The following is a 15,655-nucleotide window of genomic DNA, read 5'->3' as shown; positions in this document are numbered from 1 at the left end:
GAATTGGTGGATTACGCCTCCGGCTAATCCACCCTACGGACAGCAGAGAACCAAGATGAACTTCGACGACACCCCGCAGGAAGCCGAGTTCCGCGCCACCGCGCGCGCCTGGATCAGCGCGAACGCGCCCAGGCAATATGAGGAGGAGCTGCGCAAATCCTCGCTCGGCCGCACCGTGCTCAAGAACGCTGACATCCTCCAAGTCGCAAAAGCCTGGCAGAAGAAAAAGGCCGACGCCGGGTGGGCCTGCCTGCATTGGCCGAAGGAATATGGCGGCCGTGGCGCCTCGCCGATCGAGCGCGTGATCTGGCAGCAGGAGGAGGGGCCGTTCGGCCAGCTCTCCCGCATGTTCATCATCGGCCACGGCATGTGCGGGCCGACCATGATGGCGTTCGCGCGCGAGGAGCATAAGCGGACCTATCTGCCGCCGCTCGCCTCCGGCGAGAAGGTCTGGTGCCAGCTGTTCTCCGAGCCCGCCGGCGGCTCGGATGTCGCGGGCCTGCGCACGCGCGCCGAGAAGGACGGCGACGACTGGATCATCAACGGCCAGAAGATCTGGACCTCGGGTGCACATTATTCAGACTACGGCATCCTGCTCACGCGCACCGATCCGACCGTGCCCAAGCACAAGGGCCTCACCATGTTCTTCCTGGACATGAAGAGCCCCGGCGTCGAGGTGCGGCCGATCAAGCAGGCGAGCGGTGCCTCGGATTTCAACGAGGTCTATTTCACCAATGTCCGCATCCCCGACCATCAGCGCCTCGGCGAGGTCGGTGACGGCTGGAACGTCTCGCTGACCACGCTGATGAACGAGCGCAGTGCGATCGGCGCGGCCGTATCGACCGGTTTCCCCGAATTGTTCGAGTACTGCTCCAGCTTGATGCTCGACGACGGCCCGGCGATCGAGGATCGCGCGGTGCGATCCAAGCTGGCGAACTGGGCGGTGAAGGCAAGCGGACTGAAATACACCAGCATGCGCGCGATCTCGGCGCTGTCGAGGGGCGAACGCCCGGGACCGGAGAACTCCATCGGCAAGCTGGTGGCCGGCTCCATGATCCAGGACGTTGCGACCTACGCACTGGATCTGCAGGGCGCGTCCGGAATCGTCAGCGGCGAGGATGGCGAGCTGGCCGGCCGTTTCCAGGCCATGCTGCTGCGTGCGCCGGGTACACGCGTCGAGGGCGGCACCGACGAGATCATGCGCAACATCATCGCCGAACGGGTGCTGGGCCTGCCCGGCGACATCCGCGTCGACAAGGACGTGCCGTTCAACAAGATCCCGACGAAGGGAAGAGCATAGAACCGTAGGGTGGGTTAGCCGAAGGCGTAACCCACCTCTTTCGTCTCCGCTCAGCAGAAGTGGTGGGTTACGCTGCGCTAACCCACCCTACGAAGATAGAGGTCCACATGAATTTCGACGACACACCGCAGGAAGCCGCATTCCGCCAGACCGCGCGCCAATGGATCGAGGCCAATGCGCCGAAGGAGCTGCATGCCGAGCTGTCGAAGTCCTCGCTGGGCCGCATCCGGCTCGCCAATCAGGACATCGTCGATGTCGGCAAGGCCTGGCAGAAGAAGAAGTTCGAGGGCAATTGGGCCTGCCTGCACTGGCCCAGGGAGTATGGCGGCCGCGGCGCGACGCCGATCGAAAAGGTGATCTGGCAGCAGGAGGAGGGCGTCTACGGCAAGCTGACGCAGCCGTTCCAGATCGGCGAAGGCATGTGCGGCCCGACCGTGATGGCGTTCGGCAGCGAGGAGGCCAAGCGCCGCTACTTGCCGAAGCTCGCATCGGGTGAGGAGATCTGGTGCCAACTGTTCTCCGAGCCGTCTGCCGGCTCCGACGTGGCGGGCCTGCGTACCCGCGCCGAAAAGAAGGGTGACAATTGGGTCGTCAACGGCCAGAAGATCTGGACCTCGGGCGCGCATTATTCCGACTATGGTCTCTTGATCGCGCGCACCGATCCGAACGTGCCCAAGCACAAGGGCCTCACCATGTTCTTCCTGGACATGAAGAGCCCCGGCGTCGAGGTGCGGCCGATCAAGCAGGCCAACGGCATGCAGGAGTTCAACGAGGTCTATTTCACCGATGTCGTGATCCCCGACAGCCAGCGGCTGGGTGCCGTCGGCGACGGCTGGAACGTCTCGCTGACCACGCTGATGAACGAGCGCATGTCGATCGGCGCGCGGCTCGCGACCGGCGTGCCCGAAATGTTCGAGCTATGCTCGAACCTGATGCTGGAGGATGGCCTCGCCATCGACGATCCCGCCGTACGCTCGAAGCTCGCGAGTTGGGCGGCGAAGTCGAACGGACTGAAATACACCAGCTACCGCACGATCTCGGCGCTATCGAAAGGCGAGCGACCGGGCCCGGAGAATTCGATCGGCAAGCTGGTCTCGGGCATGATGCTGCAGGACATCGCGACTTACGCCATGGATCTGCAGGGCGCGGCCGGTGTTCTCACCGGAAATGACGAGGAAACGGCCCAGGGCCAATTCCAGCAGATGCTGCTGTCCTCGCCCTCGATGCGCATCGCCGGCGGCACCGATGAGATCCTGCGCAACATCATCGCCGAGCGCGTGCTCGGCCTGCCGGGCGACATCCGCGTCGACAAGGACGTGCCGTACAACAAGATCCCGACCAAGGGGCGGTGATCGCGCGCGCTGAGCATGCACCAAGGGTGGGCAAAGGCGCAAAGCGCCGTGCCCACCCTTGCGTGTTGCTCACTCCACCCCGATCGTCGTCAGATCCTGGAACCAGTGCTGCGCCTGCACGAACTGCTTGATCTTCGGTGACAGCGCGTGCGGATTGGTATCGTGGACGACCCACACCAGCGTGGCATCGTCCACAATCAGCGCGTGCGCCTGCGCCAGCAATTGGTCCTGCTTGGTACTATCGAAAGTCTGCTTGGCCTCGTCGATCAGCGCGTCGACCTTCGGGTTCTTGTAGCCGCCCCAATTGACGCCCACCGGCGCGATCTGGCCGGAATGGAAGAAGCGGACGATGGCGTAGAGCGGATCCGAGGTGACGTAGGCGATGTTGTTGGAGGTGATGCCGGCGTTCATCTCGTCGGCGGCGCCCTTGCGCCAATGCGTATAGAGCGTCTCCAGCTCGACCACCTTGAAGTCGATCTCGATGCCGATCTCCTTGAAGCTCTGCTGCAGGAATTCGTTCATCGGCAACGACAGCATCTGGCCGGTGCCGCCTTGCGCGATGATGAAGGTGGTCTTCAGCGGCTTTGCTTTCGAATAGCCCGCTTCCTCCACCAGCTTCTTGGCGGCGGCGAGATCATATTTCAGCTCGAAGCTGGGCTTGCCGAACCACGGGCTCGACGGGTCGACCTGGCCCTTGGCGGGCTTGGCGAGGCCGTTCATCAGGCCGACGACTTCGTCGCGGTTGATCGCAAGATTCAGCGCCTTGCGCAGGCGGATGTCGGTCCAGGGCGAGCCCGGCAGCACGCTGAGGTGATAATTCCACACATGCGGCGTGACGTTGTCGACCAGCTTCATGCCCGCCGCCTTCAGCTGCGGCACGGCATCCGGGGCCGGCGTCTCGATCAGGTCGACCTGGCCGGCGAGCAGTGCATTGGTGCGCGTCAGCGCTTCCGGCATCGGCACCAGCACGATCTTGTCGGCCTTGGGAATGCGCTTCTTGTTCCAGTAGTCCGGATTTTTGCTGAGCTCGGCGAGCTCGCGCGGCACCAGCTTCGTCAGCTTGAACGGGCCGGTTCCGGAGGGCTGGCTGGCGAACTTGTCCCAGTCCTTGCCGAGTTTTTCATATTGCGCCGGGCTCGAGACCAGGAACCACAGCATCTGATAGGGGAAGAAGGAATCCACCGTCTTGGTGGTGATCTCCACCGTGAAGTCGTCGATCTTGGCGTAGCTGGCGACGGAGGGGAGGCGGGTCTTCACCTGCGCGCTCTGCCGCTTGTCGAATTGCGGCGCCTTGTCGTTGAGCACCTTGTCGAGATTCCAGATTACCGCATCGGCGTTGAAATCGCTGCCGTCGTGAAACTTCACGCCCTTGCGCAGGGTGAAGCGCCACTTCGTCTTGTCGGCGTCGTCCACCTTCCATTCGGTGGCGAGGCCCGGCACCAGCTTGCCGGGGCGGTCGGCGACGTCCATCTCCCAGGCCACCAGCGGATCGTAGATCGTGTAGGCCGTGAACTGATAGGCGCCGGCGCCACGATCTGGCTGGCCAGTGGTGAGTGGAATATCCGCCATCGAGATGCCGTAACGCACCACCGTTTCGGCGCGCGCCGTGATTGCGGACACCGCCAGTGCAAGCACGGCGAGACAGGTCGATAGACGAATACGCATGGCCCAAAGCTCCAGGGGGATCTGGGGCCAAACCTGCAATCTTGATGCCAGAATAGGCAGCGCGCCGATTTCGCCCGTGCGTCATCACAAGGACTTGTCGTCGCAGGGGCAATTCGCAGAAAAAGTTTTCCCTTGGCATAGCCATTGCATACGATTGCATCAAAATTAATCATCGGAAGCCGGAAAGGGACTGAGGCGATGTTTATCAAGAACAACAACACACGGGCGGCGCTGATCGCGCTGTTGGCGCTTGGCAGCGCAGCTGCATGGCCGCGGGTGGCGGCTGCCGAAACTGTGCTGCGCATCGGCATGACTGCTGCCGATATTCCGCGCACGCTCGGCCAGCCCGATCAAGGTTTCGAGGGCAACCGCTTCACCGGCCTCACCATGTACGATGCGCTGACCAGCTGGGACCTGTCCTCTGCCGACAAGGCGAGCGTGGTGATCCCCGGCCTTGCCACCGAGTGGAAGGTCGACGATGCCGACAAGACCAAATGGGTCTTCAAGCTGCGCCCCGGCGTCACCTTCCATGACGGCTCGCCGTTCAACGCCGACGCGGTGGTGTGGAACGTCGAGAAGGTGCTGAAGCAGGATGCGCCGCAATTCGACGCCAGCCAGGTCGGCGTCACGGCCTCGCGCATGCCGACGCTGGCCTCCGCGAAGAAGATCGACGACATGACCGTCGAGCTCACCACCAAGGAGCCCGACAGCTTCCTGCCGATCAATCTCACCAATCTGTTCATGGCAAGCCCGGCGAAGTGGCAGTCCTTCTACGACAAGGCCGAAGGCGCCGACGCTAAGGCGAAGTCACAGGCCGCATGGACCGCCTTCGCCAGGAGCGCCTCGGGCACCGGCCCGTGGAAGATGGCGAGCTTCACCCCGCGCGAGCGGCTCGAGCTGGTCAAGAACGCGAGCTACTGGAACAAGGATCGCGTGCCCAAGGTCGACAAGATGGTGCTGCTGCCGATGCCGGAAGCCAACGCGCGCACCGCGGCGCTGCTGTCCGGCCAGGTCGATTGGGTCGAGGCGCCGGCACCGGACGCGCTGCCCGAACTCAAGCAGCGCGGCTTCAAGCTCTACTCCAACGAGCAGCCGCACGTCTGGCCGTGGCAGTTCTCGCGCGTCGAGGGCTCGCCCTGGAACGACATCCGAGTGCGCAAGGCCGCGAACCTCTGCGTCGACCGCGAAGGCCTCAGGGACGGTCTGCTCGCGGGGCTGATGGTGCCGGCGTCCGGCACCTTCGAGCCCGGCCACCCCTGGCGCGGCAATCCCACCTTCCAGATCAAGTACGACAAGGCGGCTGCGCAAAAGCTGATGCAGGAGGCCGGCTACGGTCCCAACAAGAAGCTGACCGTGAAGACGCAGACCTCGGCGTCCGGCTCCGGCCAGATGCAGCCCTTGCCGATGAACGAGTATCTCCAGCAGGCGCTGGCCGAATGCTATTTCGATGTGCAGCTCGACGTCATCGAATGGAATACGCTGTTCACCAACTGGCGCCGCGGCGCCAAGGATCCCAGCGCCAACGGCTCGCACGCGACCAACGTCACCTACGCGGCGATGGACCCGTTCTTCGCGCTGGTGCGCTTCCTGCAGTCGGGCATGGCGCCGCCGGTCTCGAACAATTGGGGCTTCATCAACAACCCCAAATTCGACGAGCTGGTGAAGAAGGCGCGCCAGACCTTCGATCCCGCCGCGCGCGACGCCGCACTCGCCGAATTGCACGCAGCCTCCGTCGACGACGCCGCTTTCCTCTACGTCGCCCACGACGTCGGCCCGCGCGCCATGAGCCCGAAGGTGACAGGCGTCGTGCAACCGAAGAGCTGGTTCATCGACTTCTCGCCGGTGTCGATCGCGCAGTAGCTCTGTCGATTTGCTCGGTGCACCCTCTCCCCTTGTGGGAGAGGGTGGCTTCGCTTTAGCGAAGCCGGGTGAGGGGTCTCTCTCCGCGGATGCGGACCCTTCGATTGGAAAAGTTGCGTCCGCGGACCGAACCCCTCATCCGGCGCTTGCGCGCCACCTTCTCCCGCAAGGGGAGAAGGAAGAAAGAAGACCAGTGCTCGCCTATACCGCCAGACGCATTGTCTACGTCGTCCCGATCGTCATCAGCGTGGCGCTGGTGTGCTTCCTGCTCGTGCACATCACGCCGGGCGATCCGCTGGTCGCCGTGCTGCCGGCCGATGCGTCGCAGGAGCTCGCCGCGCAGCTGCGCGCCGCCTATGGCTTCGACCGGCCGCTGCCGGTGCAGTTCGGCCTGTGGCTGCTGCGTGCCCTTCATGGCGATCTCGGCAATTCCATCGCGACGGGGCGTCCGGTGCTGGCCGAGGTCATGCGCGCGGTCGGCAACACCGTCACGCTCGCGATTGCCGCCGCCATCATCGGCTTCACCATGGGCGTCCTGCTTGGCCTGATCGCCGGCTATTTCCGCGAGACCTGGATCGACAAGGTCGCGACCTCCTTTGCCATCGCCGGCGTCTCGGTGCCGCATTACTGGCTCGGCATGCTGCTCGTCATCATTTTCTCGGTCCAGCTGAACTGGCTGCCGGCGGTCGGCGCCGGCCCCAGCGGCTCCAACTCCTGGGCCTGGGATTGGGCGCACCTCAAATATCTCGTGCTGCCCGCGATCACGACGTCGGTGATCCCGATGGGCATCGTCACCCGCACGGTCCGCGCGCTCACTGGCGACATTCTCTCGCAGGACTTCGTCGAGGCTTTGCGTGCAAAGGGCCTGCGCGAAACCGGCGTGTTCCGCCACGTCATCAAGAATGCCGCGCCCACCGCGCTCGCGGTGATGGGGCTTCAGCTCGGCTACATGCTCGGCGGCTCGATCCTGATCGAGACCGTGTTCTCCTGGCCTGGCTCGGGCTTCCTGCTCAACTCGGCGATCTTCCAGCGTGACCTGCCGCTGCTGCAGGGCACGATCCTGATCCTGGCGCTGTTCTTCGTCTTCCTCAATCTCCTGGTCGACATCGCCCAAGCCGCGATCGACCCGCGCATCAAGCGGGGCTAGCCGATGAGCGAGCTCCCGTTGTCCGCCACCGCCGATGCCGCGCTGCAGGCCGCGCCCGCGACCAAGGCGCGTGGTTATTGGGCGACCGTCGGCCGGCGCATCATGCGCGACAAGGTCAGCATGGCCTGCGCGCTGGTGCTGCTGCTGATCTTCCTCTCCGCGATCCTCGCGCCGTGGCTCGGTCTCGAAGACCCCTACAAGGGTTCGATGATCCGGCGCCTCCGCCACATCGGCACGACAGGCTATCCGCTCGGCACCGACGAGCTCGGCCGCGACATGCTGGCGCGGCTGATCTATGGCGGGCGCCTGTCGCTGGTCATCGGCATCCTGCCCGTGATCCTGGCCTTCTGCATCGGTACCTCGCTCGGCATCATTGCCGGCTATGTCGGCGGCAAGCTCAACACCGCGATCATGCGCACGGTGGACGTGTTCTACGCCTTCCCGTCGGTGCTGCTGGCGATCGCGATCTCCGGCGCGCTCGGCGCCGGCATCCTCAACTCCATCGTGGCGCTGACCATCGTGTTCGTGCCGCAGATCACCCGCGTCGCCGAGAGCGTCACCACCGGCGTGCGCAACATGGACTTCGTCGAGGCCGCCCGTGCCTCCGGCGCGGGCGCCTTCACCATCATGCGCGTCCACATCCTCGGCAACGTGCTCGGCGCGATCTTCGTCTATGCCACCAGTCTGATCTCGGTCTCGATGATCCTGGCGGCCGGTCTGTCCTTCCTCGGCCTCGGCACCAAGCCGCCGGAGCCGGAATGGGGCCTGATGCTGAACACGCTGCGCACCGCGATCTACGTCAATCCCTGGGTCGCAGCCTTGCCGGGCGCAATGATCTTCGCGGTCTCGATCTGCTTCAATCTGCTCTCGGACGGCCTGCGTAGCGCCATGGACATCAGGAACTAGGCCATGAGCGAAACCAACACCTCCGTCGAAATGCTGGAGCCGGTCGAGGACCGCGGTGGGCTCGCGCAGCCGCTGCTGCAGGTCAACGGCCTGACCAAGCATTTTCCGGTGCGCGGCGGCCTGTTCGCCGCCAAGCGCACGGTGCGTGCCGTCGACAACGTCTCCTTCTCCGTCGCCAAGGGCGAGACCGTCGGCATCGTCGGCGAGTCCGGCTGCGGCAAGTCGACCACGGCGCGGCTGCTGATGCACCTGATGCCGCGCGATGTCGGCGACATCATCTATGACGGCATGACCGTCGGCCAGTCGCTGAGCTTGCGCGAGCTGCGCCGCGGCATGCAGATGGTGTTCCAGGATTCCTACGCCTCGCTCAACCCGCGCCTGACGATCGAGGAATCCGTCGCCTTCGGTCCAAAGGTCCATGGCATGGCCGATGGCGCGGCGCGCAACCTGGCGCGAGAGCTGCTCGGCAAGGTCGGCCTGCGCCCGGAAAACTTCGCCAACCGCTATCCGCACGAGATTTCCGGCGGCCAGCGCCAGCGTGTCAACATCGCGCGGGCGCTGGCGCTGTCGCCGCGGCTGGTGATCCTGGACGAAGCCGTCTCGGCGCTCGACAAATCCGTCGAGGCGCAGGTGCTCAACCTGCTCGCCGATCTCAAGCGCGAATTCGGCCTCACCTATCTCTTCATCAGCCACGACCTCAACGTGGTGCGCTACATCTCGGACCGCGTGCTGGTGATGTATCTCGGCGAGGTCGTCGAGCTCGGCCCGGTCGACCAGGTCTGGGACAGCCCGGCGCATCCCTACACCCGGGCGCTGCTCGCCGCGATGCCGTCTTCGGACCCCGACAGGCGCACCGAGACGCCGCCGATCACGGGCGACCCGCCCAATCCGATCGATCCGCCGCCGGGCTGCCGTTTCCACACCCGTTGCCCGTTTGCGGAGCCGCTCTGCGCAAATGCGACACCAAAGCTCACTGCGCTGGATAATATGGGCCACGAGGCCGCGTGCTACATGGCGATACCGGGTTCAGGCCACAGCCGCGCCCCCAGGGGAGAAACCGCATGACGAGACCGACACCGAAAGAGATCAAGCCGATCGCGCATATCGCCGGCGTCCCCGTGGACGACGAGATCGCAACCCGCATCTCCAATGCCATCGGCCCCGCCTTCGAAGGCTTCGCCGCGATCGCCGGCACGCTGCCGTTCGATCTGGAGCCCGCAACTTACGTGCTCGCGCAGACGCAGAAGGTGTCCAAATGAGCCGTGAGCCCGCTCTGATGACGCTCACCGAGGTCGCGCGCGCGATCGCGATGAAGCAGGTGTCCTCGCACGAGGCGACGCGTGCGCTGCTGCAGCGCATCGCGCAGTGGCAGCCGCATCTCAACGCCTTCATGTCGATCGAGGCCGAGGCTGCATTGAAAGCGGCGGATGCCGCCGATGCCGAGCTCGCCAAGGGCAATGTCCGCGGTCCCCTGCATGGCGTCCCGCTCGCGCACAAGGACATGTACTACGATGCCGGCCACGTCTCGACCTGCGGCTCGCTGATCCGCCGCGACTTCGTGCCGAACGTCACGTCCACCGCCTTGCAGCGGCTCAAGGACGCCGGCCAGGTCCGGCTCGGCACGCTGCATCTCGCCGAGTTCGCCTATGGCCCGACCGGGCACAACGCTCATTACGGTCCGGTGCGCAATCCCTGGAACGTCGCCCATATCACCGGCGGCTCCTCATCCGGCTCCGGCTCGGCGGTGGCCGCGCGCCTGACCTATGCGGCGCTTGGCTCCGACACCGGCGGCTCGATCCGCATGCCCGCGCATTTCTGTGGCGTCACGGGACTCAAGACCACGGTGGGCCGCGTCAGCCGCGCCGGCGCAATGCCGCTGTCGCAATCGCTCGATACCGTCGGCCCGCTGGCCCGCACCGCCGAGGATTGCGCGCTCTTGCTGGCGCTGATGGCCGGGCCCGATCCCGCCGATTCGACCTGCAGCCACGAGCCGCTCGCGGACTACGTCGCAGCCACCAAGGCTTCGCTGAGGGGTCTCAAGATCGGCGTGCCCGCCTCGTTCTATGTCGACGATCTCGACAGCGAGGTCGCGCGCGTGCTGGACGAGACCATCGCGGTGCTCAAGCGCGAGGGCGCCGACATCGTCCGCGTCGAGCTGCCCGACCAGCGGCAATTGTCGTCGGCAAGCCAGCTCGTGCTCGCGGCGGAAGCCGCCGCCTTCCACAAGCGCTGGATGATCGAACGTCCGCAGGACTATGGCCCGCAGGTCTTGATGCGGCTTCAGAACGGCCTCGCCGTTCCCGCCATCACCTATCTCGAGGCGATGCGTTGGCGCGGGCCGGGGCTCGCGGCCCACAATGCCGCGGCGGCAGGCGTCGATGCGGTGATCGCGCCGGCGTCCCCGGTGCCGGCGCCGACGATCGAGGAGAGCGACGTCGGCGGCGGCCCGAACGCGCCGGCGCTGTTGCAGCGGCTGACGCTGTTCACCCGCCCGGTGAATTTCCTGGGCTTGCCGTCACTGACCATTCCTTCGGGCTTCACCACGACCGGCCTGCCGGTCGGCATGCAGCTGATCGGCCGCTCCTTCGACGAAGCCACCCTGCTGACCATCGGCGCCGCGTTCCAGCGCGTCACCGACTATCACGACCGATTGCCGAAGCTGCCGTCATGACAAACCTCGTCGAGATCTCAGGCCTCAACATCCGCTTCACCGGCGAGCGCACGGTCTATGCCGTGAACGATCTCAGTCTCTCGCTGGGGAACAGCGAGGTGCTGGGCCTGCTCGGCGAATCCGGTTCGGGCAAGAGCGTGACCTTGCGTGCCTTGATGCGGCTGCTGCCGAAGAAGCGCACGCAGATTTCGGGCACGGTCAACGTCATGGGACAGGACGTGCTGGCCATGAACGACGAGCAGCTGTCGTCGTTCCGCGGCCAGACCGTCTCGATGATCTTCCAGGAGCCGGCGCTTGCGCTCGATCCGGTCTACACGATCGGCGCGCAGATCGCCGAAAGCGTGGTGCGCCACGAAGGCAAGAGCTTTGCAGAAGGGCGCGCACGGGCGCTGGAGATGCTCGAGGTCGTGCGCATTCCCTCGGCCAAGCGCCGGCTGGATGCCTATCCGCACGAAATGTCCGGCGGCATGCGCCAGCGCGCGATGATCGCGCTTGCGCTCGCCTGCCGGCCGAAAATCCTGCTCGCGGACGAGCCGACCACGGCGCTCGATGCGACCGTGCAGATCCAGATCCTGCTGCTGCTGCGCGAGCTGCAGCGCGAGTTCGGCATGTCCGTCATCTTCGTCACCCACGACATCGGCGTCGCCATCGAGATCTGCGATCGCGTCGCGGTGATGTATGCCGGTCAGATCGTGGAGCAGGGGACCTTGCGCGACATCGTCCGCTCGCCGGTGCATCCTTATGCCAAGGGCCTGCTCGCCTCCACCATCCACGGCGCCAAGCGCGGGCAGCGGCTGGAGACCATCCCCGGCACGCCGCCGTCGCTGGCCGAGAAGCCGCACAATTGCTCCTTCGCTCCCCGCTGCAAACTCGCCGAGCCGCGCTGCCTGGAGCAATTGCCCGGGAATGTCGCGGTCGGGCCGGGTCGGGCGGCCAGATGCGTCCTGGCGGAGCCGGCCACCGTGCTGTCATAGGTTGGATGAATTGAGCCGGGCTGAGCGAGCCTCCAGCATTCACACCCCATTCATTCCGGTTCCCGTTCCATGGCGCCGTTCACGGAGAGGAACCTCACGGATGTACATTTCCAACGAAGGCCTGCTCGTCATCCTGTTCGTCGGTCTCGTCGCTGGTTGGCTCGCCGGCAAGATCGTGCGGGGCGCCGGGTTCGGCCTTATCGGCGACATCGTGATCGGCATCTGCGGTGCGCTGGTGGCGAGCCTGCTGTTTCCAAAGCTCGGCATCCGCCTCGGCAGCGGCTTGATCTCCCAGATTGTCTATTCTGCCATCGGCGCGGTCATCCTGCTGCTGGTGGTACGCCTTGTGCGCGGCGGGGGCCGGCTCTAGCCTCTGCATTCGGCTGAGCGGAACTTGAGCCGCGCTTTTCGCGGAAGCGGCTGAAAGCCTGCAAGAAAAAGCCGCAAGCCTGTGGAATTCCGGACTTGCGCGGAAGGCTATCGGGGGTAGATGTGGCCCATGAGGCCTCGGATTAAATTCGACCGCGTCGGACGGCCGGAAAACAGATGTTAATCCAAGGCGAGTACTCCTTGAATCGCCTTTGAAATCAGGGCTTTGCCCGTTAGCCGAAAGAGATCAGACTGATGGCAGCCATCCCTGGCGTCCGCCGTTCGGAGCTCGGTGACGCCTTGCGCGCTTGTCGCACGGCCTTCATCGGCGTCGGCCTGATGAGCTGCATGATCAACCTGCTCTATCTGACCGGGTCGATCTTCATGCTGGAGGTCTATGACCGGGTGCTGCCGAGCCGCAGCATCCCCACCCTGGTCGGCCTGATCATCCTCGCCAGCTTCCTCTACATGGCGCAGGGCGTGCTGGACATGATCCGCAACCGCATCCTGGGGCGGATCGGCACCGCGCTCGACGAGGCCCTCAATAAGCGCGTGTTCGACACCATCGTGCGCCTGCCGCTGCTGGTCGGCAGCCGCAACGAGGGCCTGCAGCCTCTGCGCGATCTCGACAATGTCCGCTCCTTCCTCGGCAGCATGGGCCCCAGCGCATTCTTCGACCTGCCCTGGCTGCCGCTCTATCTCGCCATCTGCTTCGCCTTCCATGTCCTGATCGGCGTCACCGCGCTGGTCGGTGCCATCATCCTGGTCGGGCTGACGCTGGTCACCGAGTTCATGTCCCGCCAGCCGGCGAAGGAAGCGATGGGCCTCGCCGCCCAGCGCAACGATCTCGCCCAGGCCAGCCGCCGCAACGCCGAAGTGATGGTGTCGATGGGGATGGCCGGCCGGATGAACCAGCGCTGGAGCGAGGCCAACGAAAAATACCTCGCCGGCAATCAGCGGGCGAGCGACGTCGCCGGTGGTCTCGGCGCGGTCGCAAAGGTGCTGCGGATGATGCTGCAATCGGCCGTGCTCGCGGTCGGCGCCTATCTCGTCATCCACCAGGAGGCGACGGCCGGCATCATCATCGCCGGCTCGATCCTGTCCGCCCGCGCGCTCGCGCCGGTCGATCTCGCCATCGCGCATTGGAAATCCTTCGTCGCGGCGCGCCAGAGCTGGCAGCGTCTGACGCGCCTGTTGGAGCAGATGCCGGCGCAGGCGATGCCGACCCAGCTGCAGGCGCCGACCAGCCGGCTCTCGGTCGAAGGCGTCGCCATGGTGCCGCCCGGCGATCAGCGTCTCGTGGTGCAGGATGTCACCTTCGCGCTCGCCGCCGGCAACGGCCTTGGCGTGATCGGCCCGAGCGGTTCCGGCAAGTCGTCGCTGATCCGCGCGCTGGTCGGGGTCTGGCAGCCGGTGCGCGGCAAGGTGCGGCTCGACGGCGCGGCGCTCGATCAATGGACGAGCGACGCGCTCGGCCGCCATATCGGCTATCTGCCGCAGGACGTCGAATTGTTCGGCGGCACCATCGCGCAGAACATCAGCCGGTTCGATCCCGAGGCCACCTCCGAGGCGATCATCGCCGCAGCCAAGGAGGCCGGCGTGCACGAGATGATCATCAAGATGCGCGAGGGCTACAACACCCAAGTCGGCGAGCAGGGCGCCGCGCTTTCCGCAGGCCAGGCCCAGCGCGTGGCGCTGGCGCGCGCGCTCTACGGCAACCCCTTCCTGATCGTGCTCGACGAGCCCAATTCCAATCTCGACACCGAAGGCGACGAGGCGCTGACCCGCGCCGTCCGCTCGGCGCGCGAGCGCGGTGCCATCGTCGTCGTGGTGGCGCACCGCCCGATCGGCGTCGAGGCGGTCGACCAGATCCTGGTGCTGCGCGACGGTCGCATGCAGGCCTTTGGGCCGAAGGAGCAGGTGCTCGCCCAGGTGCTGCAGCCGCGCGTGACGCCGCCGGCGCCGATCAAGATCGTCAGCGAAGGCGGAGTGGCCAAACCATGAGCACGAAGCCATGAGCACGTTGGCCATCGGCGGCACCAAGGCGGCCGCGAAGACCGTCCGCGACTCCATCAGGTTCCACCTGATGCTCGGCCTTGTGATCGTGCTGGTCCTGGTCGTCGGCCTCGGCGGCTGGGCCTCGACCGTCCTGATCTCGGGCGCGCTGATTGCGCCGGGCCAGATCGTGGTCGAATCCAACGTCAAGAAGGTGCAGCATCCGACCGGCGGCGTGGTCGGCGAGGTGCGCGCCCGCGACGGCGACCTGGTCAAGTCCGGCGACATCGTGGTGCGGCTCGACGACACCGTCACCAAGGCCAATCTTGCCATCGTCACCAAGAACCTCGATGCGGCGCAGGTGCGTGCGGCGCGATTGCAGGCCGAGCAGCGCGGCCTCGACCGAATCGAGTTCCCGCAAGGCCTCATCGAGCGGGCGGGCGATCCCGACGTCAAGGCGCTGCTTGCGGCCGAGACCAAGCTGTTCGAGGTCCGCGTCAATGGCCGCACCGGGCAGAAGGCGCAGCTCCGCGAACGCATCACGCAGCTCAACGAGGAGATCGCCGGTCTCAGCGCCCAGGAAAAAGCCAAGGACCAGGAGATCGCGCTGGTGCTGAACGAGCTCACCGGCGTGCGTGAGCTCTACGAGAAGCGTCTTGTGCAGATCTCGCGCCTGACCCAGCTCGAGCGCGACTCGGCCCGCCTCAACGGCGAGCGCGCGCAGTACATCGCCGCGCGCGCCCAGGCCAAGGGCAAGATCACCGAGACCGAGCTCCAGATCATCCAGATCGACAAGGACGTGGTCAGCGAGGTCTCCAAGGACCTGCGCGAAACCAACGACAAGATCGGCGAGCTGATCGAGCGCAAGGTCGCGGCCGAAGACCAGCTCCGCCGCGTCGACATCCGCGCGCCGCAGGATGGCATGGTGCTGCAATCGACGGTGCACACGATCGGCGGCGTCGTCACGGCCGGCGATACCTTGATGCTGATCGTGCCGCAGACCGACGATCTCCAGGTCGAGGCCAAGGTCAATCCGGTCGACATCGACAAGCTCCAGATCGGCCAGAAGACGCTGCTGCGCCTGTCCGCGTTCAACCAGCGCACCACGCCCGAGCTCAACGGTGTCGTCAGCCGCGTCTCGCCCGACGTCACCACCGACCAGCGCACCGGCCAAGGCTACTACACCATCCGTGTCTCGATGCCGCCGGAAGAGATCGCCAGGCTCGGCGACGTCAAGATGATCCCCGGCATGCCGGTGGAAGCCTTCGTCCAGACCGGCGACCGCACGATGCTGTCCTATCTGATGAAGCCGCTTCACGACCAGCTGATGCGCGCCTTCCGCGAGAAGTGACGCACGACAGCGCGTCGTGGTCTCGTAGGGTGGGTTAGGCGAAGCCGTAACCCACCGCTTCTCTA

General features: G+C 65.6%; 13 protein-coding genes. 12 read left to right on the top strand and 1 reads right to left on the bottom strand.

Going from position 1 to position 15,655, the window contains the following annotated elements; translation table 11 throughout:
* Nucleotides 1-55 precede the first annotated feature (55 nt).
* Nucleotides 56-1,300 (top strand): acyl-CoA dehydrogenase, encoded by a 1,245-nt coding sequence (locus I6F31_RS09225; RefSeq protein WP_225185297.1) that lies wholly within the window; start codon nucleotides 56-58, stop codon nucleotides 1,298-1,300.
* A 107-nt stretch (nucleotides 1,301-1,407) separates the two neighbouring features.
* Nucleotides 1,408-2,652, top strand: a complete 1,245-nt coding sequence (locus I6F31_RS09220) for an acyl-CoA dehydrogenase (RefSeq protein ID WP_225185296.1) — start codon at nucleotides 1,408-1,410, stop codon at nucleotides 2,650-2,652.
* 69 nt (nucleotides 2,653-2,721) lie between these two features.
* On the opposite strand, the gene I6F31_RS09215 is transcribed toward I6F31_RS09220, so the two are convergent.
* A complete protein-coding gene (locus tag I6F31_RS09215; protein ID WP_057028346.1) occupies nucleotides 2,722-4,317 on the bottom strand; it encodes an ABC transporter substrate-binding protein in 1,596 nt (531 codons plus the stop codon).
* A gap of 198 nt (nucleotides 4,318-4,515) precedes the next feature.
* Here I6F31_RS09215 and I6F31_RS09210 point away from each other — a divergent pair, with 198 nt between their 5' ends.
* The 10 genes from I6F31_RS09210 (at nucleotide 4,516) to I6F31_RS09165 (ending at nucleotide 15,590) form a co-directional block, all read left to right on the top strand.
* Nucleotides 4,516-6,177 (top strand): ABC transporter substrate-binding protein, encoded by a 1,662-nt coding sequence (locus I6F31_RS09210; RefSeq protein WP_225185295.1) that lies wholly within the window; start codon nucleotides 4,516-4,518, stop codon nucleotides 6,175-6,177.
* A gap of 193 nt (nucleotides 6,178-6,370) precedes the next feature.
* Nucleotides 6,371-7,324: an ABC transporter permease gene (locus I6F31_RS09205; RefSeq protein ID WP_057028344.1), complete on the top strand. Its 954-nt coding sequence runs from the start codon at nucleotides 6,371-6,373 to the stop codon at nucleotides 7,322-7,324.
* A 3-nt stretch (nucleotides 7,325-7,327) separates the two neighbouring features.
* The gene (locus I6F31_RS09200) at nucleotides 7,328-8,230 is read left to right on the top strand and encodes an ABC transporter permease (protein ID WP_057028343.1); all 903 of its coding nucleotides are present in this window, start codon (nucleotides 7,328-7,330) and stop codon (nucleotides 8,228-8,230) included.
* 3 nt (nucleotides 8,231-8,233) lie between these two features.
* On the top strand, nucleotides 8,234-9,295 hold the full coding sequence (locus I6F31_RS09195; RefSeq protein ID WP_225185294.1) for an ABC transporter ATP-binding protein: 1,062 nt from the start codon (nucleotides 8,234-8,236) through the stop codon (nucleotides 9,293-9,295).
* Entirely contained in the window at nucleotides 9,292-9,489 is a 198-nt protein-coding gene (locus I6F31_RS09190; protein WP_109142275.1) for a hypothetical protein, read from the top strand. The genes I6F31_RS09195 and I6F31_RS09190 overlap by 4 nt, the downstream gene beginning before the upstream one ends.
* Nucleotides 9,486-10,901, top strand: a complete 1,416-nt coding sequence (locus tag I6F31_RS09185) for an amidase (protein WP_225185293.1) — start codon at nucleotides 9,486-9,488, stop codon at nucleotides 10,899-10,901. Before I6F31_RS09190 ends, I6F31_RS09185 begins: the two co-directional genes overlap by 4 nt.
* The gene (locus I6F31_RS09180) at nucleotides 10,898-11,875 is read left to right on the top strand and encodes an ABC transporter ATP-binding protein (RefSeq protein WP_036020911.1); all 978 of its coding nucleotides are present in this window, start codon (nucleotides 10,898-10,900) and stop codon (nucleotides 11,873-11,875) included. Before I6F31_RS09185 ends, I6F31_RS09180 begins: the two co-directional genes overlap by 4 nt.
* A gap of 100 nt (nucleotides 11,876-11,975) precedes the next feature.
* Nucleotides 11,976-12,245, top strand: coding sequence for a GlsB/YeaQ/YmgE family stress response membrane protein (locus tag I6F31_RS09175; protein WP_109142276.1), 270 nt, complete (start codon nucleotides 11,976-11,978; stop codon nucleotides 12,243-12,245).
* A gap of 254 nt (nucleotides 12,246-12,499) precedes the next feature.
* Nucleotides 12,500-14,248 carry a type I secretion system permease/ATPase gene (locus I6F31_RS09170; RefSeq protein WP_035997082.1) on the top strand — a complete coding sequence of 583 codons (1,749 nt, stop codon included), beginning with the start codon at nucleotides 12,500-12,502 and terminating at the stop codon, nucleotides 14,246-14,248.
* 10 nt (nucleotides 14,249-14,258) lie between these two features.
* Nucleotides 14,259-15,590: an HlyD family type I secretion periplasmic adaptor subunit gene (locus I6F31_RS09165; RefSeq protein WP_036020913.1), complete on the top strand. Its 1,332-nt coding sequence runs from the start codon at nucleotides 14,259-14,261 to the stop codon at nucleotides 15,588-15,590.
* Nucleotides 15,591-15,655 lie beyond the last annotated feature (65 nt).

The sequence above is a fragment of the Bradyrhizobium sp. NBAIM01 genome, from assembly GCF_020194115.1.
Classification (GTDB): Bacteria; Pseudomonadota; Alphaproteobacteria; order Rhizobiales; family Xanthobacteraceae; genus Bradyrhizobium; species Bradyrhizobium yuanmingense.
The sequence above is the reverse complement of the archived record's forward strand: the minus strand, read 5'-3'. Positions and strand labels throughout refer to the sequence as shown.